23 protein-coding genes are annotated in these 23,041 nt (G+C 38.4%); all 23 read left to right on the forward strand.

The window, feature by feature from the left end:
* The first annotated feature begins 41 nt into the window (after positions 1 to 41).
* The 23 genes from J4O15_RS06145 to J4O15_RS06255 all read left to right on the forward strand — a co-directional run bounded on the left by J4O15_RS06145 (position 42) and on the right by J4O15_RS06255 (position 22,926).
* On the forward strand, positions 42 to 983 hold the full coding sequence (locus J4O15_RS06145) for a beta-ketoacyl-ACP synthase III (protein ID WP_009220446.1): 942 nt from the start codon (positions 42 to 44) through the stop codon (positions 981 to 983).
* Between the two features lie 59 nt (positions 984 to 1,042).
* Positions 1,043 to 1,279: an acyl carrier protein gene (gene acpP, locus J4O15_RS06150; RefSeq protein WP_009220447.1), complete on the forward strand. Its 237-nt coding sequence runs from the start codon at positions 1,043 to 1,045 to the stop codon at positions 1,277 to 1,279.
* Positions 1,280 to 1,330: 51 nt separating this feature from the next.
* The gene (gene fabK, locus J4O15_RS06155) at positions 1,331 to 2,269 is read left to right on the forward strand and encodes an enoyl-[acyl-carrier-protein] reductase FabK (protein WP_009220448.1); all 939 of its coding nucleotides are present in this window, start codon (positions 1,331 to 1,333) and stop codon (positions 2,267 to 2,269) included.
* Positions 2,270 to 2,271: 2 nt separating this feature from the next.
* Positions 2,272 to 3,189 carry an ACP S-malonyltransferase gene (gene fabD / locus J4O15_RS06160; RefSeq protein WP_208100071.1) on the forward strand — a complete coding sequence of 306 codons (918 nt, stop codon included), beginning with the start codon at positions 2,272 to 2,274 and terminating at the stop codon, positions 3,187 to 3,189.
* The gene (gene fabG, locus J4O15_RS06165; protein ID WP_009220450.1) at positions 3,186 to 3,932 is read left to right on the forward strand and encodes a 3-oxoacyl-[acyl-carrier-protein] reductase; all 747 of its coding nucleotides are present in this window, start codon (positions 3,186 to 3,188) and stop codon (positions 3,930 to 3,932) included. Before fabD ends, fabG begins: the two co-directional genes overlap by 4 nt.
* Positions 3,933 to 3,959: 27 nt before the next feature.
* The gene (gene fabF, locus J4O15_RS06170; RefSeq protein ID WP_208100072.1) at positions 3,960 to 5,195 is read left to right on the forward strand and encodes a beta-ketoacyl-ACP synthase II; all 1,236 of its coding nucleotides are present in this window, start codon (positions 3,960 to 3,962) and stop codon (positions 5,193 to 5,195) included.
* A 4-nt stretch (positions 5,196 to 5,199) separates the two neighbouring features.
* Positions 5,200 to 5,634, forward strand: coding sequence for an acetyl-CoA carboxylase biotin carboxyl carrier protein (accB, locus tag J4O15_RS06175; protein ID WP_208100073.1), 435 nt, complete (start codon positions 5,200 to 5,202; stop codon positions 5,632 to 5,634).
* A 26-nt stretch (positions 5,635 to 5,660) separates the two neighbouring features.
* On the forward strand, positions 5,661 to 6,086 hold the full coding sequence (gene fabZ / locus J4O15_RS06180) for a 3-hydroxyacyl-ACP dehydratase FabZ (protein ID WP_208100074.1): 426 nt from the start codon (positions 5,661 to 5,663) through the stop codon (positions 6,084 to 6,086).
* The gene (locus J4O15_RS06185) at positions 6,087 to 7,430 is read left to right on the forward strand and encodes an acetyl-CoA carboxylase biotin carboxylase subunit (protein ID WP_009220454.1); all 1,344 of its coding nucleotides are present in this window, start codon (positions 6,087 to 6,089) and stop codon (positions 7,428 to 7,430) included.
* Positions 7,431 to 7,454: 24 nt separating this feature from the next.
* On the forward strand, positions 7,455 to 9,155 hold the full coding sequence (gene accD / locus J4O15_RS06190; protein ID WP_208100075.1) for an acetyl-CoA carboxylase, carboxyltransferase subunit beta: 1,701 nt from the start codon (positions 7,455 to 7,457) through the stop codon (positions 9,153 to 9,155).
* 19 nt (positions 9,156 to 9,174) lie between these two features.
* Positions 9,175 to 10,362, forward strand: a complete 1,188-nt coding sequence (locus J4O15_RS06195) for an NAD(P)H-dependent flavin oxidoreductase (protein WP_208100076.1) — start codon at positions 9,175 to 9,177, stop codon at positions 10,360 to 10,362.
* A gap of 264 nt (positions 10,363 to 10,626) precedes the next feature.
* A complete protein-coding gene (locus tag J4O15_RS06200; protein WP_208100077.1) occupies positions 10,627 to 11,994 on the forward strand; it encodes a serine hydrolase in 1,368 nt (455 codons plus the stop codon).
* Between the two features lie 7 nt (positions 11,995 to 12,001).
* Complete coding sequence (locus J4O15_RS06205) at positions 12,002 to 12,877, forward strand: metallophosphoesterase (protein ID WP_208100078.1); 876 nt, start codon at positions 12,002 to 12,004, stop codon at positions 12,875 to 12,877.
* A gap of 37 nt (positions 12,878 to 12,914) precedes the next feature.
* Entirely contained in the window at positions 12,915 to 13,709 is a 795-nt protein-coding gene (locus tag J4O15_RS06210) for a segregation and condensation protein A (RefSeq protein ID WP_009220459.1), read from the forward strand.
* Entirely contained in the window at positions 13,702 to 14,307 is a 606-nt protein-coding gene (scpB, locus tag J4O15_RS06215) for an SMC-Scp complex subunit ScpB (protein WP_208100079.1), read from the forward strand. Before J4O15_RS06210 ends, scpB begins: the two co-directional genes overlap by 8 nt.
* A gap of 5 nt (positions 14,308 to 14,312) precedes the next feature.
* A complete protein-coding gene (locus J4O15_RS06220) occupies positions 14,313 to 14,744 on the forward strand; it encodes a dUTP diphosphatase (RefSeq protein WP_208100080.1) in 432 nt (143 codons plus the stop codon).
* Positions 14,722 to 15,561, forward strand: a complete 840-nt coding sequence (locus J4O15_RS06225; RefSeq protein WP_243761967.1) for a tetratricopeptide repeat protein — start codon at positions 14,722 to 14,724, stop codon at positions 15,559 to 15,561. Before J4O15_RS06220 ends, J4O15_RS06225 begins: the two co-directional genes overlap by 23 nt.
* Before the next feature lie 7 nt (positions 15,562 to 15,568).
* Positions 15,569 to 16,816, forward strand: coding sequence for a GTPase HflX (hflX, locus tag J4O15_RS06230; protein ID WP_208100082.1), 1,248 nt, complete (start codon positions 15,569 to 15,571; stop codon positions 16,814 to 16,816).
* Positions 16,817 to 16,901: 85 nt separating this feature from the next.
* Positions 16,902 to 17,597: a lecithin retinol acyltransferase family protein gene (locus J4O15_RS06235; protein ID WP_009220464.1), complete on the forward strand. Its 696-nt coding sequence runs from the start codon at positions 16,902 to 16,904 to the stop codon at positions 17,595 to 17,597.
* A 262-nt stretch (positions 17,598 to 17,859) separates the two neighbouring features.
* Positions 17,860 to 18,513 (forward strand): TetR/AcrR family transcriptional regulator, encoded by a 654-nt coding sequence (locus J4O15_RS06240; protein ID WP_208100083.1) that lies wholly within the window; start codon positions 17,860 to 17,862, stop codon positions 18,511 to 18,513.
* A 17-nt stretch (positions 18,514 to 18,530) separates the two neighbouring features.
* Positions 18,531 to 19,235 carry an ABC transporter ATP-binding protein gene (locus tag J4O15_RS06245; protein WP_007594847.1) on the forward strand — a complete coding sequence of 235 codons (705 nt, stop codon included), beginning with the start codon at positions 18,531 to 18,533 and terminating at the stop codon, positions 19,233 to 19,235.
* Positions 19,235 to 21,580: an ABC transporter permease gene (locus tag J4O15_RS06250; protein WP_208100084.1), complete on the forward strand. Its 2,346-nt coding sequence runs from the start codon at positions 19,235 to 19,237 to the stop codon at positions 21,578 to 21,580. The genes J4O15_RS06245 and J4O15_RS06250 overlap by 1 nt, the downstream gene beginning before the upstream one ends.
* A gap of 2 nt (positions 21,581 to 21,582) precedes the next feature.
* The gene (locus J4O15_RS06255) at positions 21,583 to 22,926 is read left to right on the forward strand and encodes an efflux RND transporter periplasmic adaptor subunit (protein WP_208100085.1); all 1,344 of its coding nucleotides are present in this window, start codon (positions 21,583 to 21,585) and stop codon (positions 22,924 to 22,926) included.
* Positions 22,927 to 23,041 lie beyond the last annotated feature (115 nt).

Genomic DNA, 23,041 nt, shown 5'->3' on the forward strand with positions numbered 1-23,041 from the left:
TTTTTGCTTTGATGAAAGTCTTATGAAAGGGCTTATAGAAGATGAAGATAGCACTTGCAGGAACCGGCTCAAAACTGCCGTCTAAGATTTTAACAAATGATGATCTTAGTAAAATCGTAGATACAAGTGATGAATGGATCAGTCAAAGGACAGGTATCAAACAAAGACATATTATAGGTGAGAATGAGAACCTTGTAAGTCTGGCGTTTGAAGCGGGAAGAGATGCATTAAAAGCCGCAAATATTAAGGGCGAAGATTTGGGACTTATAATAGTGGGAACATCTACTCAGGATAAGAGACTTCCAAATACCGCTTGTGAATTGCAACCGCTTTTGGGAGCAAAGGACTGTGCATGTATGGATGTAAGTTCAGCATGTTCGGGATTTATATATGCACTGAGTATTGCATATTCCATGATGAACACTTTGGATATAGAGCATGCTCTTGTTATCGGCGGAGATGTACTCTCAAGAGAAATGGACTGGACCGACAGAACCACCTGTGTACTGTTTGGTGACGGTGTGGGAGCGGCGGTACTTAAAAGATCGGATATAGAAGAGGGATTCTTAAGTTTTGATATCGGAGCCGACGGAAGTAAGGGGTTTGCACTATATGACAATTCCTATGGTGATGACAGGTATATAAGAATGGACGGACAGGAAGTCTTTAAATTTACTGTCAGAACAGTGCCTCAAAGCATTGAGAATGCGATTAAAAAGGCAGGAGTACATAAGGATGATATAGATGTATATCTTTTACATCAGGCAAATTTAAGGATACTTGAGGCAGTATCAAAAAAGCTGGATATACCTCTTGAAAAACTGCCGCATAATCTTGAAAACACAGGAAATACTTCAGCCGGAAGTGTACCTTTACTGCTGGATGAGGTGATAAAAAAGGGCATAGCAAAAAAGGGAGATTTGATTTTGTTATGCGGATTCGGAGCAGGTTTAACCTGGGGAAGTTGTGTATTAAGATTGTAATTATTTACAACTTATATATAAAAAATAAAAAGCCTTGGGCTTAAAGAATGGAGAAAATTATGTCAGAGAAAATGAAATCAATTATTGCAGAGCAGCTAAATATCGATGCATCAGAAATCAGCCTGGAGTCAAGCTTTAAGGATGATTTGAATGCGGATTCACTTGACCTTTTCGAGATGGTAATGGCACTTGAGGACAATTACGGTGTTGAAATACCTTCTGAGGATTTAGAGAAGCTTTTAACTGTAGGTGATGTGGTAAATTACCTTAAGGATAAGGGCGTAGACAATTTATAAAAATAAAAAACGCCTTCTTTAGGCGTTTTCTTAAAAAGGCAGAGGAAATTAATGCAAACAGATATAACAAAGTTATTAGGTGTAGAATATCCGATAATTCAAGGCGGTATGGCATGGGTTGCCGAGCATAACCTGGCAGCCGCTGTAAGTGCCGCAGGAGGTCTTGGTTTAATCGGCGGAGCGAATGCGCCGGCTGATGTCATAAGGAATGAGATAAGAGGGGCGAGAAAGCTTACAGATAAGCCTTTTGGAGTAAATGTAATGCTTATGTCGCCACATGCGGAAGAAATCGCCAAAGTAGTGGTGGAAGAAGGTATAAAGGTAGTTACTACCGGTGCAGGTTCTCCTGAAAAGTACATGAAAATGTGGAAGGAAGCCGGAATAGTTGTAATTCCGGTCGTTGCAAGTGTTGCACTTGCAAGGAGAATGGAAAGATGCGGAGCCGATGCAGTGGTTGCCGAGGGTACTGAAAGCGGCGGACATATAGGCGAGGCTACCACTATGACCTTGGTACCTCAGGTAGCGGATGCTATAGATATACCTGTAATTGCTGCAGGAGGTATTGCTGACGGCAGAGGTCTGGCGGCTGCGCTTATGCTTGGTGCAAAGGCGGTACAGATAGGTACAAGATTTGTAGTGGCAAATGAGTCCATAGTGCATGAAAACTATAAAGACAGGGTAATAGCTGCAAAGGATATAGACTCGGCTGTTACAGGAAGAAGCCACGGACATCCGGTAAGATGTCTTAGAAATGCAATGACCAGAGAGTACACTAAGCTTGAGGCTGAGGGAAAGAGCTTTGAGGAACTGGAGTATCTGACTCTTGGAACTCTCAGAAAAGCTGTAATGGAAGGTGATACCGTAAACGGAACCGTTATGGCAGGTCAGATAGCAGGACTTATAAATAAAAAGCAAAGTGCAAAAGAAATAATTGATGAGATAATAGCTGAGGCAGGTAATCTTTTAAAGAATGCAGGGAGCTTGGTATAAATATGAAGATAGCATTTTTATTCCCGGGACAGGGAGCTCAAAAACAAAATATGGGCAAAAGTTTTTATGAAAATGATGCGGATTCAAGGGCGGTTTTTGACAGTGTCAAAACGGTCACGGGAATAGATGCATGTGATCTGATTTTTAAGGAAAATGATGAATTAAATAATACCAGATTTACACAGATAGCCATGGTGGCAACAGGAATTGCCATGTTAAAGGCTATAGAAAAAACAGGGCTGAAGGCTGATATATGTGCAGGGCTGAGCCTTGGAGAGTATGAAGCACTGTATCTTAGCGGTGCAATAAATGAAACTGATGCAATTGCCATAGTGAATAAAAGAGGTCGGTATATGTCTGAAATAAAAGGCGGTGCCATGAGTGCGGTGCTCTCACTTTCAAATGAGACTATTAAAGCCATAGTGGATGATATAGAGGGGTGTTGGGTGGCAAATTATAATTGCCCCGGTCAGACTGTAATATCAGGAACCGTGGAGGCTGTGGCTCTTGCCGGTGAAAAATTAAAGGAAGCCGGTGCAAAGAGAGTATTGCCGTTAAAGGTAAGCGGAGCTTTTCATTCAGGACTGATGAAAGAAGCCGGTGACAAACTGGGAAAAGCACTTGATGATATCGAAATAAAAGATATACGGATACCTTATGTGGCAAATATCAATGCAGAGATTGTCACAGATAAGAATGATATAAGGAAAAATTTGATAGAGCAGGTATCGGGAAGCGTACATTTGGAACAGAGCATTAGAAAAATGATTGAATGGGGAGTGGATACCTTTGTGGAAATCGGTCCCGGAAAGACAATGGCGGGCTTTGTTAAAAAAATTGATGCCGATGTAAAAATATTCAATATTGAAGAATATGAGGATATTGAAAAAGTTTGTAGTCAGATTTTGGAGGCAAAATGAAAAGATTAGAAGGCAAGACAGCATTGGTAACAGGTGCGGGCAGAGGTATAGGTGCGGCTATAGCAAAAAAACTTGCCGCTGACGGTGCACTTGTATATGTAAATTATGCGGCATCCAAAGAGGCTGCAAATGCTGTGGCAAAAGAGATAGAAGATAATGGCGGAAAGGCTTTGCTTTGCCAATGTAATATATCGGATTATGACAGCACAAAGGAGATGATTGAAAATATTATTTCAAAAGAGGGTGCTATTGATATATTGGTAAACAATGCCGGAATTACAAAAGATAATATAATGATGAGAATGAAACCGGAAGACTTTGATGTGGTAATAGCTACCAATCTTAAGGGTACTTTTAATACCATGCAGGCGGTTTCAAAGTATATGATAAAGAAAAGAAGCGGAAGAATAATAAATATTTCTTCTGTAAGCGGTGTTATGGGTAATGCAGGTCAGATAAATTATGCGGCATCAAAGGCGGGAGTCATCGGTATGACAAAGACTGCGGCAAGAGAGATGGCAGGCAGAAATATAACTGTAAATGCGATAGCGCCGGGATATATAAGAACAGATATGACAGATGCCATGCCGGAGGATGCAAAGGCAAAGATAAATTCATTTATCCCGCTGGGATATCAAGGTGAGGCGGAGGATATCGCCAATATGGTAGCATATTTAGCCGGAGAAGAGGGCAGATATATTACAGGTCAGGTCATCAAAATAGATGGCGGAATGAGTATGTAAGCAGTTTAGTGAAAAAATGAGGTGACTATGAGAAGAAGGGTTGTTATTACAGGTATGGGAGCTATCACTCCTATAGGTCTGAATGTCAATGATTTTTGGAAAAATATAAAGGAAGGTGTACATGGTATTGGACCGATAACATACTTTGATACCACAGATTATAAGGCGAAGCTGGCTGCCGAGGTAAAGGGCTTTGATGCCAAAAATTATATGGACCCGAAATCCGCCAGAAGAATGGAGCAATTTTCACAGTTTGCAGTAGCTGCGGCAAAGGAGGCTATGGAAGATGCAAAGCTTGATATAGCAAATGAAGATCCTTATATGGTGGGTGTTGCGGTAGGATCGGGAATAGGTTCACTCCAATCAATGGAAAAGGAATACGGCAAGCTTTTGGAAAAGGGCCCAGGTAGAGTGGCACCTCTTTTGGTACCTATGATGATTTCAAATATGGCTGCGGGAAATGTTGCCATTGCTTTCGGATGTAAGGGAAAGAATATAAATGTAGTAACAGCCTGTGCTACAGGAACAAATTGTATAGGTGAGGCTTTCAGATCCATTGTTTACGGTGAGGCTGATGTTATGCTTGCCGGTGGAGCCGAGAGCTCTATAACTCCTATAGGTGTTGCCGGATTTACTTCACTTACCGCATTAAACACTGTAGATGATCCTGACAGAGCATCAATACCTTTTGATCAGGACAGAAACGGCTTTATTATGGGAGAGGGTGCGGGAGTACTTATCTTAGAGGAGCTTGAGCATGCAAAAAAAAGGGGAGCGCATATATATGCCGAGATGGCAGGATATGGTGCAACATGTGATGCCTTCCATATAACATCACCTGCCGAGGACGGTTCCGGAGCTGCAAAAGCCATGGAGCTTGCAATAAATGATGCAGGTATGAAGCCTGAGGATATTGACTATGTAAATGCACATGGTACAGGTACACATCACAATGATCTGTTTGAAACAAAGGCTATAAAAACTGCTTTGGGAGAGCATGCATATAAAGTGGGAATAAGCTCTACAAAGTCAATGGTAGGACATTTGCTGGGTGCTGCCGGTGCAGTAGAGGCAATTGTATGTGTGAAGTCTATAGAGGATGGTTTCATCCATAAGAATGTGGGACTTATAAATAAGGATCCTGAATGCGATTTGGACTTTTTGACCGAGTCAAGAGATGCCAAGGTAACAGGAACCATCAGCAATTCGCTTGGTTTTGGCGGTCACAATGCAAGTATAGTTATAAAAAAATTCGTGGAGTAGTACTATGCAGATAGATGAAATTATAAAGCTGATAGAAACAGTAAGTAAGAATGATGTTGATTCATTAAACTATGCTACAGATTCAGAAAAGATTGTTATAAAAAAGAACAAAAAAAAGTTTGTTACAGGTGAGATTCAGTCTGCCCCGGTACTGCAAAGTGTAAGCTTTGAGGCGGTAAGTGAAAAAGAAAACACCAAGGTTTCCGGGCATACGGTTACATCACCTCTTGTAGGTACATTCTACAGTGCACCTTCACCGGATGCCCCAAGCTTTGTAAATGTCGGAGACAGAGTTAAAAAAGGGCAGGTAATAGGTATTATCGAGGCTATGAAGCTTATGAATGAGCTGGAAAGCGACTTTGACGGAGTTATAAAGGAAATCCTGGTTAAGGATGAGGATGTGGTAGAGTTTGGACAGCCACTGTTTATATTGGAATAATCATAGTATTGATAAAAGGAATATTTATGTTGGGAATCAAGGAAATTCAGGAAATAATACCTCATAGGCATCCTTTTTTGCTGATTGACTGCATTGAGGAATTGGAGCCGGGTAAAAAAAGCGTAGGATATAAATGTATTACATATAATGAGCCGCAGTTTTTGGGGCATTTCCCACAGGAGCCTGTAATGCCGGGTGTGCTTATGATAGAAGCGCTTGCACAGACAGGAGCGGTTGCAATACTCTCATTGCCTGAAAACAAGGGTAAGACCGCATATTTCGGAGCTATAAATTCTGCTAAATTTAAAAGAAAAGTAGTTCCCGGAGATAAGCTTAAATTATCCTGTGAGATAATCAGGTCAAAGGGAAGAATAGGAATAGGAAAAGCTATAGCAAGTGTGGACGGTGAGATTGCGGTGGATGCCGAACTTACCTTTATCATTGGAGAATAAATGTTTAGAAAAGTATTGATAGCAAACAGAGGAGAAATTGCAGTCAGAATCATCAGAGCACTTAGAGAGATGGGTATTATGAGTGTTGCCGTATATTCCGAGGCGGATAGAGACAGCTTACATACCATGCTTGCGGATGAGGCTGTTTGTATAGGGCCGGCGCCGGCAATCAAGAGCTATCTTGATATGGAAAGAATACTCAGTGCAGCTATTACAACAGGTGCGGAGGCTATTCATCCGGGATTCGGCTTTCTTTCAGAGAATGAAAAATTTGCAAGACTTTGCAGCGAGGTGGGTATAAAATTTATCGGACCTAAGTCTGAAACCATTGCAAAGCTTGGGGATAAATCAGAGGCAAGAATAACTATGCAAAAGGCAAATATTCCCGTAATACCGGGTACTGACGGAAGTGTAAAGGAAGTTGGTGAAGCCTTAAGTCTTGCAAAAACAATAGGATTTCCGGTAATGATAAAAGCCGCACTCGGCGGTGGCGGAAAAGGAATGAGAATATCAAGAGGTGAGAATGATTTTGCGGAAAACTTTATGACTGCAAAGGCTGAGGCACTTAAAGGATTTTCCGATGATTCCATGTATATTGAAAAATATATTGAAAGACCGAGACATATAGAGTTTCAGATTATGGCTGACAGCCATGGCAATGTAATCCATCTTGGGGAGAGAGATTGCTCCATACAAAGAAGACATCAAAAAGTTTTGGAGGAGGCACCTTCGGTATTTCTTGATGAAGAGCTTAGAGGAAAGATGGGAATGGCGGCTGTAAATGCTGCAAGGGCTGCAGGCTATGAAAATGCCGGAACTATAGAATTTCTTGTAGACAAAAATAAGAATTTTTATTTTATGGAAATGAATACAAGAATACAGGTGGAACATCCGGTTACAGAGATGATCACAGGAATGGATCTTATAAAGGAGCAGATAAAAGTGGCGGCGGGCGAAAAGCTTTCCATTACACAAAAGGATGTGAGAATAGAAGGTCATTCTATAGAATGTAGAATAAATGCTGAAAATCCTGAAAAGAACTTTGCACCTTCTCCGGGAAGAATAACAAGTATGCATTTGCCGGGAGGAAACGGAGTCAGGGTGGATACACATATATATGATGATTATACAGTATCTCCTTTCTATGATTCAATGCTTCTAAAGCTTATTGTACACGGCAAGTCAAGACAGGAAGCTATTGCAAAGATGAGATCCGCTCTAGGTGAGATTGTAATAGAGGGTGTGGATACAAATATCGACTTTAATTATGAGATAATAAATAATCCATATTTTATAGAGGCTGATATAGATACTTCATTTATTGAAAAACAGTTTAAAATGTAGCGATGAAAGTTTTGAGGTGTTGTCATGTTTAGAAATATGTTTAAAAAGACATATGCAAAAATAGAGCCGGAAAGCGAAAAGATAGATATTCCAAAAGGGCTTTGGAAAAAATGCAGAATCTGTAAAGAGCCTATTTTTGCAGAGGATGTAAAGGCAAATCTTTATACCTGTCCGAAATGTGGCGGATATTTTAGAGTTCATGCATACAGAAGAATAGAGATGCTGGTGGATGACGGAAGCTTCATCGAGTGGAATAAGACAATGCCCATATCAAATCCTCTTGATTTTCCGGATTATGAAATCAAGCTTGAAGAAGAAAGACAAAAGTGCAAGCTTAATGAAGCTGTGGTTACCGGAGAAGCTACAATAGGCAATGTAAGAATTGCCATAGCCGTATGTGATGCAAGGTTTATGATGTCATCCATGGGAAGAGTTGTGGGTGAAAAGATAACGGCTGCTATAGAAAATGCTACAAAGGAGAAAATGCCGATTGTTATTTTCTCATGCTCGGGAGGTGCCAGAATGCAGGAGGGGCTTATTTCACTTATGCAGATGGCAAAGACCTCAGCCGCTCTAAAAAGGCATCATGAAGCAGGTCAGCTCTTTATAAGTTTTCTTACAGATCCTACTATGGGAGGAGTGAGTGCATCCTTTGCAATGCTTGGAGATATAATACTTGCAGAACCGAAGGCGCTTATAGGCTTTGCAGGTCCAAGAGTAATAGCGCAGACCATCGGTGCGAAGCTCCCTGAAGGTTTTCAAAGTGCGGAGTTTTTACTTGAACACGGTTTTATAGATGCGATAGTTGAAAGAACGGAACAAAGAAGTGTTTTAAAGAGAATCTTAAGAGCACATACCTCCGGTTTTAAGAAAGTAAGTCGTATAGAGAGTAAAGATGACAGTGTAGAAAATAAAAAGGAAAAGCATCAGAAGGTAAAAGAACCTAAGAGCGCCTGGGACAGTGTGGTTTTATCAAGAAGACCTGACAGACCTACGGCAAAAGACTATATCGACAGATTGTTCAGTTTCTTTTTGGAAATGCATGGAGACAGATTATCTGGAGATGACGGGGCTATCATTGGAGGTATTGCCAATTATTATGGCAGACCTGTTGTGGTGGTGGCACAGCAAAAGGGTAAGAATCTAAAGGAAAATAAGATAAGAAACTTCGGAATGCCGAACCCCTGTGGATACCGTAAGGCTTTAAGGCTTATGAAGCATGCAAAAAAGTTTGATATGCCTATTATATGTATAGTGGATACCCCGGGAGCATTCTGCGGTATAGAGGCTGAGGAAAAGGGGCAGGCTGAGGCTATTGCCCGTGCATTATTTGAAATGAGCGATATTACAGTGCCGATACTCTCACTGGTAATAGGAGAGGGAGGTTCAGGCGGTGCGCTTGCGCTTGCTGTTGCAAATGAAGTCTGGATGATGGAGCATTCGATATATTCAATACTTTCACCGGAGGGCTTTGCATCCATATTGTATAAGGATGCAAAAAAGAGCAAAGAGGCTGCCGAGGTAATGAAGATCACATCAAAGGAACTTTTCGCTCTGGGAGTTATAGACAGAGTTATAAAAGAAGATATACCTCTGACGGTGGACGGTATGGATACGGTAGTGGAGGATTTGACCTCAAATATTGATGATTTTTTTGAGAAATATACTTCAAAATCAAAAGCTGAGATAGCAGAGGACAGATATAACAGGTTCAGAAAGTTTTAAACAGCTATGAAAGGGAAATATGGAATTCTTAAAAATAGGTGACAGAAGTTTACTCTATCCGATCGTTCAGGGAGGTATGGGAGTAGGTATCAGTCTTTCATCTTTGGCGGCACATGTAGCAGGCAATGGTGGAATGGGCATCATATCCACAGCACAAATAGGCTTTAGAGAAGATGATTTTTATAAAAATCCGATAGTTGCAAATCTTCGTGCTATAAAGACGGAACTTCAAAAAGCCAGAGATTTGGCTGTACAAGTATTTGAAAACAGTTTTAAGGTTTCAGAGCAGGCCGCAGGTTTTATAGACAAATTAAAAAATTATAAACCCTTTATAGGCTTTAATATAATGGTGGCAACAAATAAATATGCCGACTATGTAATAGAGGCTGTAAAAGCGGGAGCCGATATAATTATATCGGGAGCCGGACTGCCGGTGGATTTACCCGAACTTGTACAAAAAGCTCAGGAAATCAGCGATAATGAAAAAAGAACCTGTATAGCGCCGATAGTCTCAGGCAGAAAAAGTGCCAAGGTCATTTTAAAAATGTGGGACAGAAAGTATAAGACCACGGCGGATGCAATAGTTATAGAAGGTCCGCTTGCAGGAGGACATTTGGGATTTTCCTATGATGAACTTCATGAGCTGGGAGCCGATACTATGGCAAGCAGGAATTATAAGAGGGAAAAGTATGATGCCGAGATAAAGGAAATCATAGAAGAAGTACGAATATATGAAGAAAAATTCGGAAAAAAAATTCCGGTATTTGTGGCAGGAGGCATATATACAAGGGAGGATATAGCACATGTTATAAGCCTTGGTGCTGACGGAGTGCAGATGGGTACAAGATTTGTGACCACCTATGAATGCGATGCTCCGGATGACTATAAGCAGACCTATATAAACGCAAAGGAAGAGGACATAGTTATTACAAAATCACCTGTAGGTATGCCGGGAAGAGCTATCAGAAATGATTTTATGGACAGATTAAAGTCGGGCCCTATACCTATAAGGCATTGCCATAATTGCTTATCACATTCAATCTGTGACAGAAAGACCATACCGTATTGTATAACAGATGCACTTTGCTCTGCTGCAAATTCGGATGAAAATCATGCATTGCTTTTTTGCGGTTCCAATGCTTATAGAGCTACGGGGCTTGAATATGTAAAAGATATTATGCATGAGCTGACAGAGGATATGAAATAAAAAATTTAAAGGGCGGAATCGCAGAGCGATTTTGCTCTTTTTTATTAATTATTCATTGCATTTTTCTTAAACTATTATTTATATACTTTACTAAATTGGTATAGTTTAGTATAAAATCATTGCTATGTAAGGTTTATGTAATACTTATGTGTAATAAATGTGATATAATATTAATAAGTTAGAGTATTAAATCATAAGAGTTCATTCTAAATCTATGACATCAAATATGAACCGTAAAGTAAAATAATAAAGTAGGAAGAAAAGATGAAAATTAAAAAATTAGTTGCCGGTGGCTTATCTATACTATTGTCTATAGGCATGATAAGTTTTTCATCGGAATACGCTATGGTAACACATGCAGCCATTCCCCCTGATATAAAATCACAGGGAGCGGCGGTTTATAATGCAAACACGGGTGAGTTTTTGTATGAAAAAAACGGAGACAGGCAGTTTTATCCCGCATCCATCACAAAGATAATGACCACTTTGATTGTTTTAGAGCAGGCAAATTTGAATGACACAGTTGTATTTTCAAGGGCTGCCACTACCAATTTGGAAGCAGGTGCTACAAGACTTGGTGTAAGTGAAGGCGATAAAATGAGTGTAAGAGATGCTCTTTACGGAACAATGCTTGCATCGGCAAATGAGGTTTCAAACGGACTTGCCGAGTATGTGGGAGGTTCTATAGCAGGTTTTTCAAGTATGATGAATGCAAGGGCAAGAGAAATCGGAGCTACAAATACAAATTTTGTAAATCCCAGCGGGTTAAACAATCAAAACCATGTGACAACAGCAAAAGATATGGCTCGTATCGCAGCTGAAGCATTTAGAAATCCTGATTTCAGGGTGATTGCAGGTACTAAAGTATATAATTTTCCGGCGATAAAGACTAAGGCTGAAGTTACACCTATAAAAATGCATCATAGAATGGTCAACGGAAGCGATAATTATCCGGGAGTTATAGGCGGGAAGACGGGATATACAAGAAGTGCCGGAAATACTCTTGTCACCTGTGCCGAAAGAAACGGCGTAAGGCTGATAGTGGTAGTATTAAAGAGTCCGTCCACACATTATGCCGATACAAGGGCACTGCTTGACTACGGCTTTGAAGTTGCTACAACAGGCGGGGTAAATATATCCTCAAAGGATACAGGAGCAAAAAATGCTGTTGTAAAAGCCAAACAGGAGACAAAGGCTGTAGTTGAAAGTACTTCACAGGCACAGGTAGCCATAGCCGACAGTGCAAAGGTGGATGCAGCACCCAAATCAATCAGTACCTCAGATATAAGAGCTGAGAACTATGGTCCGGGAATGGCTCCCGATATAGGATGGAAAGAAAGTAACGGCAATTGGTTTTATATAAAATCAGACAGAAGCAGCGCAAGAGCCGAAGTTTTAAATATAAACGGGGAAAAATACTGGTTTGATTCAAACGGATATATGGCAAGAGGCTGGAGACAGGATACAAGCGGTGCATGGTATTTTATGGAAGATTCAGGTGCTATGAATGCATCGGCATGGCTTAAATATAATGGACTATGGTATTATTTTGGAAGTGATGGTAAAATGTTGACAAATACCACCACACCTGACGGCTACACTTTAAATAGTGACGGAGTTTGGGTAAGCTAGGAGTTTAATGAAAAATATATTTTCTAAAATTTTAGGATTGGGAGTAGTGGGGTGTAGTGCCTTGCTGCTCCGTTCTTTTTATGAGAGAAAGAATTTTAAAACAGTACAATATGATGTAATAAGCAAAAAAATTGATACTAAAAAGAAAATAGTCTTTTTGACGGATTTACATAATAACAGCTTCGGTAAAAATAATGAAAAGCTTTTTTATGCAATAGACAGCATATCTCCGGATTTGATACTTATAGGCGGAGATATGATAACCGTAAAAGATAAGTTTGGTATAGAGAATGTATTGCCGCTTTTAAAAAGGCTTTCAGGCAGATATAAATGTATATATGCAAACGGAAATCACGAGCAAAGACTCGGTGAAAATAAATTCGGATTAAACTATCTTCAATATAAGCAGATAATCGAGGGCATGGGCATAGTATATCTTTCAAATAACAGTTTGGATATAGATGATAATATCTGTGTTCACGGTTTGGATTTGTTGAAAAAATATTATTACAGAAGATATAAAGGCGGTATGGATACAGGTTATATAAAGGAGCATATTGCTATAGACAGAGATAAGTTTAATATTTTGCTGGCACATTCTCCACTTTTTATAAAGGATTATGAAGAAAGCGGGGTAGATCTTGCACTTGCAGGACATTTTCACGGAGGTACCATAAGATTGCCCGGAGGCATAGGGCTTATGACACCACAGTTTCATTTTTTCAGCAGATTGGTTGTGGGGATGAAAAGACTTGGGAATATGGTGCAGATAATAGGAGCCGGACTTGGAACACATAGTGTCAATATCAGATTAAATGATATGTCTGAAATAGTGGTGATAAATCTTAAGCCTCGCAAAAAAAACATTAATTTGGTACAATAGTAAGGTTTGGAGATATACCTATATATGTGAGGTGAGTATGGAGATTTCATACAAATTGGAAAGATTTGAAGGACCGCTGGATCTACTCTTATATCTTATAGAAAGAGACAGAATAGATATATATGATATTCCTATCGTAAGTATAACGGAGCAGTACTTAAACTATATGAATCATTTGGAAACGGATGATCTGGATTTGATGAGTGAATTTATAGTGATGGCTACCACACTTCTTGATATAAAGGCAAGGATGCTTCTGCCTCCGAAAGAGGATGAGGAAACTAAGGAATTTATCGATCCGAGGGCGGAGCTTGTGGAAAGGCTTTTGGAATATAAAAAATATAAACTGATGGCAAATGAACTTGCCGGCAAATATTTTGAAGCCGAAAAGATGATTTTTAAAGAGCCGAGTATCCCAAGTGAAGTGGCGGAATATAGTGAGCCTGTAAATTTGGATGAACTTTTCGGTGATTTAAATTTGCATAAGCTAAAAGAAGTTTTTGACAATGTGATGAAGCAAAAGGAAAATCGAATAGATAAGGTCAGAAGCAATTTCGGCACTATAAAAAAAGAGCCGGTTTCCCTTGAGGATAAGATAAAGGAAGTAATGGAATATGCAAGAAAACACAGGAAGTTTACATTTTATTCGCTTTTGGAAAAGCAGGCTACAAAGCTTGAGGTTGTAGTTACATTTTTAAGTGTATTGGAGCTTATGAAAATCGGAAAGATACAGCTTTCACAGGAGGAGACCTTTGGTGAAATGCAAATAGAAACTTTGGAAGAAGAGGGGAAGGAGGAAACGCTAGATCTTAGCGATATATTGGATGGCTAAATTGAGTAAGGCGGAGGCTTCCATAGAAGCAATACTTTTTGCACTTGGGGCATCTGTAGAAATCAGACAATTATGTGCCGCACTTGAAATGCAGGAGAGCGAAGTGATTCAGAATCTGGACTCTTTAAAAGAAAAGTATGAAAAAGACAATAGAGGCATACAAATAATTGATTTGGGCGATTGCGTACAGATGTGCACAAGAACAGAGTATTATGAGCAGCTTATCAAAGTTTGTAAGACTCCAAAAAAACAGGTGCTTACGGATGCCCTGCTTGAGACTCTGTCTATTATTGCCTATAAGCAGCCTATAACAAAGGCAGAGATAGAAAAAATAAGAGGAGTCTCATCGGATTATATGGTAAGCAGACTTGTGGAATTCGGTCTGGTATATGAGGCGGGAAAACTGGATGCTCCCGGAAGACCGGCACAGTTTGCCACTACGGAAGAATTTTTAAGGAGATTCGGAATGGAATCAAAGGAGTCTCTACCAAGGATTAACTCCGATTTGGAGGCTGAGATTGTGCACGAGGTGGAAGAAGAAACCGGATGGAAATTCGGTTTTGAAAGTGAAATAAACAAAACAGGTGAAGATAAATAAAATATATGAAGTTAAAGATAAAGTATTTAAGTAAAGAGATTGATAAATTAAAGTTTATAGACGGAAAAAGTGATTGGATTGACCTTAGGTCGGCTGAAAGAGTGGAACTAAAGTCGGGAGAATACAGACTGATAAGACTTGGAGTAGCTATAGAATTGCCAAAGGGTTATGAGGCATTGGTGGTTCCAAGAAGTTCTACATTTAAAAACTTCGGAATTTTACAGACAAATTCCATAGGAGTTATTGATGAGTCATATTGCGGTGACAATGATGAATGGAAGTATCCCGCACTGGCAATGAGGGATACGGTAATAAATATAAATGACAGGATATGTCAGTTTAGAATAATAAAACATCAGGATTTTTTTGAATTTGAAGAAGTTGATAAACTGAACGGGGTTGACAGAGGTGGCTTTGGAAGTACAGGGAAGAGTTAAAAAACTATTTATAACAGCAATATTTGCAATACTTTTACTCAGCGGATGTTCTGCAAATGAAAAAAAGAACTTTGAAAACGGTAAGGCACTACTTGATGAGGGTAAATATACGGAGGCTGTGGAAGCTTTTGATAAGGCAATAAGTGCACATGGAAGTAAAAATATCAGAGGTCTTGAAATAGATATCCTAAGATATAGGGCGGAGGCTGAATATAAGGCGGAAGATTATAAGGCTGCGGAGCATACCTATAAGCTTTTGATGTCTGCCGATGAAGAAAGAAGAGAATATATGGATATGCTATCCATTATATATACTAATCTTTGCAATATAGATATGGATATTGATATAGAGGATGCCATAGAAATGTATGAAAGGGCGGAGAGCCTTGAGGATAGAAGCGATTTGCATATCAATGCCGGAGTAAGTATTGTAAAATACTATGAAGATATGTATGATAAAAATCTTGAAACAACATATCTTGACAAGGCTGAAGATTTTTTGGAAAAATTATTAAAAGAAACCAATAGGAAAAATGCAAAAGTTTTAGCCGTTTATGCAAAGCATCTGGCTATGAGAGAGGACTATGACAGGGCACTTGAAGCGGTAGAAGAGGGAATTGCGCTTTTAGAGAATAAAAGCCTTAATGAACATGATGATGAGGTTTTAAAATCATTGATGTTTTCAAAAGCTTCCTGCTATGAATATATGAGCGATTATAATACCGCATTGGAATGCTTTAATGCATATATTGAAAAATATGGCGAGGATGAGGCGGTTTCTCATGAAGTGGCTTTTTTAAAGTCCAGAATAAGATAGGTAATATATGAGTACATACGAAACAAAGGAAATAGTGGAAAAAGTTATTCTGCTGGGTGTGGATGTAGGTGATGATACAAAGGAGTCTGTAAAAGAGCTGGCTGATTTGGTGGATACTGCCGGAGCTATAGTATTGGACAGTATTATACAGACAAGAGAGAGAATACATCCGGGTACTTACCTTGGAAAGGGTAAGATAGAAGAAGTTAAAGAAAGAGTTATGGAGCTGGATGCCACGGGTGTGGTATGTGATGATGAGCTTACTCCCGCACAGCTTAGAAATCTGGAGGATCTTTTGGATACCAAGGTAATGGACAGAACTATGGTTATCCTTGATATATTTGCAAAAAGAGCGACCACAAGTGAGGGTAAAATCCAGGTTGAGCTTGCCCAGTTGAAATTTTCGGCGGCAAGGCTTGTAGGTCTTAGAAACAGTCTTTCAAGACTTGGAGGAGGTATCGGCACCAGAGGACCGGGTGAGAAAAAGCTTGAAATGGACAGGAGACTTATTCATGAGAGGATATCTCAATTAAAAGCCGAGTTAAAAAAGGTTGAAAATCACAGAGAGCTTATAAGAAAGTCAAGAGATGAAAATCTTGCCTTTAATGTGGCAATAGTGGGCTATACCAATGCGGGAAAATCCACATTGCTCAATAAGTTGACCGATGCGGGTATTTTGGCGGAGGACAAGCTTTTTGCAACCCTTGATCCAACAACAAGAAAGTTAAAGCTTGGAAGCGGTCAGGAAATACTGGTAACGGATACGGTAGGCTTTATCAGAAAGCTTCCCCATCATCTTATAGAGGCATTCAAATCCACTTTGGAAGAGGCAAAATATGCAAATCTTTTGATACATATGGTGGATGCCGCAAATGAAGAGGCTACATCACAAATGCTGGTGGTATATGATACATTAAGAAGTCTGGATGTGGTGGATAAGGATATTATAACAGTCTTTAATAAGACCGATTTGATGGAAGAGGGAATGGAACTTCCAAGAGATTTTCATGCGGATAAGGTCTTAAAAATGTCGGCAAAAACCGGAGAGGGTATAGATGAACTGAAAAATACCATTGAGGATATTTTGAAAAAACAAAGAGTATATCTCGAGCATGTGTTTTCTTATAAGGATGCGGGCAAAATAGCAGTTATAAGAAAATTCGGAGAAATACTTAGTGAGGAATATATAGACGAGGGTATTTCCATAAAGGCATATATACCTGCCGAAATTTTCGGAAAAGTAATTTCCACTTGAAAAAGATGTTCAGGTAATATATATTAGTCTTGCCTAACTTAGTTAAACCTAACTTGGCAAAATCAGTATATTACTTGGAGCATATATGTTATTAGCACTTTTGATTGCCGGAAAGATATTGATGCAGCATAGTGGAGACAGACCTAATAAAGAAGAAATAGTCAGAGGCAAACAGTATTTTTGGAGAGATATAAAGGAAGAAAACGGTTATAGATTACAGTACCATCAGCTGGATGGAAGTGTAAGAATATTGGATAAAAACAATATAAGAAAAGCCATAGGAACAATGAGTGCAATGGAAGAGAAATTTGAAAGACTTGTATCTGAGAGTTTTTTAAAGCCGGGTGATGTAATAGGTGTTTCCAGAACATTGTATGATCACTATGGTATTTATATAGGTGACGACAGGGTTATTCATTATGCGGACAAATCAAAGGATTTCGGTAAAAATATCAGCATATATGAAACCGGGCTTAAGGAGTTTAAAGGAGAATCAAAGGATTATTTTGTATTGCATTTCCCAAAGAGCGGAGGGCCGCCGAGAAAGCTGAGGAGCAGCACAAATTTCAGTGTAAATCCGAGGGAAAACACAGGAGTGTTTGATTTTTTATTTAAGGCAAAGTATAAGCTGTTTTCACCTGAAGAGACTATAGAGAGAGCAAAGTCAAGGCTTGGGGAGAAATCCTATAATTTTGCTAAAAATAATTGTGAACATTTTGCATTGTGGTGTAAAACGGGGATATCATTTTCCAGGCAGGTGGATATGGTATTATCAATATAATATTAAGTTTTGCCGGGAGAACTTGAAGTCATCCGGATAAAAAGCTTTTGGATATTTTCCAAAAGCTTTTTTATGTACCGGGATAATAAATAAACCGGAACTACTATTTTCTGATTTTATAGTATTTTATCTTGAAAAAAACATAATAATATTATAATATACATACATACGGTTGGTATGTATATTTTAAGTTTCGTACTAAATATATTCGACAGAGTTAAGAAGGGATAAATAATTTTTAATAAGAGATACCGGAGGAGATATGCCAAGAAATAAATACCCTGAAAAAACAGTGGAGAGAATATTGCTTACTTCTTATACTTTATTTACCACAAGAGGATATGACAATGTTTCTATACAAAATATCGTAGATGAGCTGGGTGATATAACAAAGGGGGCTATATACCATCATTTTAAATCAAAGGATGATATCCTCAGTGCAATCTTTGATAAATTATGTGAAGAGTACAGCTTTACGAATATGATAAAAAATCATACAGGATTAAACGCATTGGAAAAAATCAGGGCAAGTTTTAAGAAAGCCGCCAATGATGAGAATGTCAGGAGAATGAATATGGAAACCATCCCTCTGATTCATAATCCGCATTTTTTTACTCAATTGGTTGAAACTGTTTTAAAAAATATTTCACCTCAGATAGAAGCTCTTATAAAGGAGGGGAATGAGGACGGCTCTATGAGAGTTGATCCCAAATACACCAAGGAGGCGGCAGAGGTATTCGGTCTGCTTTCAAAGGTCTGGCTTTTGCCTACACTGACAGATAACAGTATGGAGGGTGCATTTAGAAAAATAGATATGCTCAAAGTGATTCTTGATGCCATAGGTATTCCGCTGTTGGATGAGGAAATGACGGAAGTTTCAAAACAATATGTAAGAAGGTTTTATATTGACGAATAAACATATGAGGTAGAACTATGGAAGAACTTATAATTGCAAGAAATGTACATAAGGAATTTCTTCTTGGGGAAGTAAAGGTAAATGCACTTGATGATGTAAGCTTTGAGGTATATAAAGGGGAACTTGTGGTTATTTTGGGACCTTCAGGCTCAGGAAAGTCCACGCTCTTAAATATCCTTGGAGGAATCGAAACCGTAAGCTCAGGGAGTATAAGCTACAACGGAATTGATTTAAGCAGTATGACAGAAAGAGAACTTACCTCCTTTAGGCGAGCAAATATAGGCTTTATTTTTCAGTTTTATAATCTGATGCCGAACTTAAATGCTCTTGAAAATGTGGAACTGGCGGCGGAACTCTCACCAAATCCGCTTGATCCTAAGGAGCTTCTTACTCAGGTCGGATTATGGGATAGAAGAGATCATTATCCGGGAAAAATGAGCGGAGGTCAGCAGCAAAGAGTGGCGATTGCCAGGGCAATCTGTAAAAATCCGGACCTTTTGCTTTGTGATGAGCCTACAGGTGCTTTGGATATATCCACAGGAGTACAGATACTTAAAATACTACTTGAGTTTAATAAAAAATATAATAAAACCATTATGATAATAACCCATAATGAAAATGTGGCAAAGATTGCAAACAGAGTGTTTTATCTTAAAGACGGCAATATCAGAAAAATAGTGACAAATGAGCATCCCATAAGTCCGGATGAGGTGGTGTGGTAATGAAATATTTTGCAAAAAATTTATTCAGATCCGCAAAAAGGAATTTGGGAACATATATAGGTGCCGCTCTTATAATGGCTCTTGGAGTGTTTATATTTGTTTCAATGAATGATACATTTATAAATCTTAAAGTGCAGGTATACAGCTATTATAAAGAAAATAATATGGCTGATATTTTTGCAAATGTCATCTCCATGCCGAAAGAAAGGTTAAAGGAATTTGAAGATTATCCGGGTATAAAGAGAGCTTGCGGTATTTTGAGTGCAGATCTAAGAATTGCCGGAGCGGGTATCGGTGATATAGCAAATCTGCATGTACTCTCCTATGATGAAGAAGCTTATTTAAACAGACCTCTTTTAAAGCCTGACATTCCTCCAAACAGTGAGCAGATATTTATAGGCTCAAAGATGATGAAAGCCAGAAATTTAAAAAAGGGTGATATTATAAGTCTTATACATAATGGTGAGAGCTATGATTTTATAATTGCAGGAGTTGCGTCCGCACCCAATTATATATATGCCATTCCTCCAAGCGGTGCGGTAATATCTGACGGAAGAGATTATGATATTGCAATTGTAAATTCGGATAAGCTTGAAAAGATACTTGGAAGGGAGAATATAGTAAATGAAATAGGCTTTGAAATGGAAAGCGATTATTCCTATGAGGAAGTCAGATACAGTTTAAGGGAGCATTTATCAGAGTACGGATTGCAGGGATTTTCAAATAAGGAAAAGCAAAGCAGCTACAATATGGTAGACGGTGAGATTACAGAACTTACAGGTACAGGTACCATATTGCCGGTTGTATTTATGTCAATGTCTGTATTTATGCTATATACGGTGCTGAAAAAAATGATTGATAATGACAGAAGTCTTATAGGAACAATGAAGGCGATGGGGCTTAGAAACAGTGAGCTTTTAGGCGCATATCTGGTACAGGCGATTATGATAAGTTTTATGGGTGCTTTTCTTGGCTGCATACTTGCAAGACCTTTCGGAATGTATATGTTTAATCAGTATGCGGAGTTTTTTTCATTGCCGTCACCAAGCTATATCGATCCGCTTTCCACAAAGCTTAAAGGATTTTTAATAGCGGCTACCTCAAGCATTGCGGCTGTGATTTTGGGAGTGGGCGGTATAACAAAAATACAGGCTGCGGAGGCTATGAGGGCAGCCGCACCAAGCGTCGGAAATAATTTTTCTCCGGGTATAATAAGGCATTTTAATGTTATGCATAAAATGGGTATACGCTCTATTTTAAGAAGTCCGTTCAGAACATTTTTTATTGCCTTTGCGATTGCCTTTCCGTTTGCACTTTCATGTGCTTTGCTTGCGTCGGAAAATGCGGTCAATAAGATGTTTGTAGGATATTTTGAAGATATTGCAAAATATGATGTAAAAATAACTACAGAAAATTATTCCTCTTTTAACAGTGTATTTAATTCACTTGACAGTATAGACGGAGTGGGAGAGAGAGAGATTATTTGTGAGATACCTGTAACATTAAAATCTCAAAATCATACAAAGCCGACATTACTTACAGGCATAGGCAGAGGTTCAAAGCTTTATAGGATATGTGATGTGGATGATGTATTTTATGAGCCTCCAAGACAAGGAATTATTTTAAATTCAAGGATTGCAAAGGATTTGAATGTAAAAGAGGGCGACAGTATTGAAATCAGTACAGGCTATGCCCCTAAGAAAAAAACGAAATTGCCTGTAAGTAAGATTATTTTTGAGGCATTTGGAAGCGGCTGTTATGTGGATATAAAAAATATAAATCAATACCTTTCATTGCAGAACTTCTCAAATACATTGATTTTTAATACACAAAGAGGAATGGAAGATAATATTAAAAAGAGGCTTACAGATGACAGTGCAAATATTACTTCATTTTCAAGTAAGAGAGATACTTTGAGGATTTATCAAGATAGAATGAAAAGCTCCAAATTTATGCTCAGAATGTTTATATATCTGGCATTATTTTCAGGTGTGGTACTTATATACAATATTTCTTTGATAAGCATAAGGGAGAGAAAAACGGAATTTGCCACTATGAAGATTATGGGGGTGCTTGATACGGAACTTAAACAGATGATTTTTATGGAACAGCTGGTATATCTTATATGCGGACTTATTTTAAGTATTCCGCTTTTAAAATTATTCAAATGGTTGCTTGAGAGTTTGCTGGTTTCAGAATCCTTTACTCTGAAATTAAATATAGAGATATCGATGTATATATCCTCACTTATATTTTGTATATTGATGCTATATATATCCGGAATGGCAATTCTTAAAACCATTGATAAAATAAATCCGAATGACAGTTTAAAAGAAAGAGGTTAACTATGAAAAAAAATAGTTTAGCACAGCTTTTTGAAGGAAGAAAAAAATATATACTGATTTCTATTATTATCTTAGTGATTATATCAGTCTTTATTATAAATAATCTTAATAAGGCTATAGATGTGGAGGTCTATACCGTAAAGCAAGAAGAGGTGAATGATACATATAAGGAAAATGCTGTTATAAGTCTTGGAAAGGAGTATCATATTCTTTCAAAGGTGAACGGAAGTATTGAAGAGGTTTTGGTAAATGAGAATTCAACGGTAAAAAAGGGAGATGTGCTTATAAAAATATCAAGCAGAGATCTTTTGTATCAAAAGCAGTTAAGACAGAGCAGCTTGGATTCATATACGGCAAAAAAGGAAGAAAGTGATATAGGTAAGCTTATGGCAACATCTCCTATGGAGTATATAAGTGGACTGAAATCAAGTCTTGATACTGCAAAAGCAGCTTATGAGGCGGCACAGACAGATTACTCGGCAAAACAGGCACTTTTTGAAGCACAGAGTGTATCATTGATTGAATTTGAAACTTCCAGAGCAAATTTTGAAAATGCCAAATCAAATTTTGAAACCGCATCAAAAAGGCTTGATGAAAGCAATAAATATCTGCAAACTCTCAAAGGTCAGGGCTTAAGTGAAAAGGATATCAGTGAGAAGTTTTATGAAAGTACAAAAAAGCAGATTGAGGCGGCGATTGAATCCGAAAAAACATCTATAGCACAGTTGGAACATCAAATAGAAGATTGTGAAGTAAAAGCGGAATATGACGGAATTATTTCTAAGATACCTGCAAAGGATATATCAATGGCTGTAGCAGGTCAGGAACTTGCGGTAATTGATACAAACAATAATGAGTACAGACTGGAGTGCAGTGTTTTAACGGATGTTATACCCTATCTGCATGTAGGTGATGTAATGGAGGCTGAGTTTAATCTAAGAGGGATAAAGAAAAACTACAGCGGAAAGATAAGTGAAATATATGATTTTGCGACTGAGGAAAAGTCTCCTCTGGGATTAAAGGAGTACAGGGTAAAACTTGTGGCAATATTAGATAATGCAGGGAATGATATATTAAAAAGCGGTTATGGTGTGGATGCGATATTTACACTATATAAAAATGATAATGCGATTGCCGTACCGATAGGTGCTGTTTTTACTGAAGATGAAGTGGACTATGTGTTTAAGATAGAGGATAAAAAGGCTAAGAAAACCCCTGTAAGCATAAGCTATAAATCATCCACACAGGCAGTTATAAGCGAAGGATTAAAAGAGGATGATAAAGTGATTATAAATTCGGATGAAGAAAAGCTTAATGACGGCAGCAAGGTCAGAGAAAAGAAATAAAGATATAGAAGCTTGATAATAAATGTTCAAGAATTTTTAACCGGTTACAATTGTGACCGGTTACTTTTTGAAAATAGGATTCTTGTTACAGATCAGGTAAGACACAACTTGATTC

Origin of the sequence: Lachnoanaerobaculum sp. Marseille-Q4761, assembly GCF_017565785.1 — a bacterium.
Classification (GTDB): domain Bacteria; phylum Bacillota; class Clostridia; order Lachnospirales; family Lachnospiraceae; genus Lachnoanaerobaculum.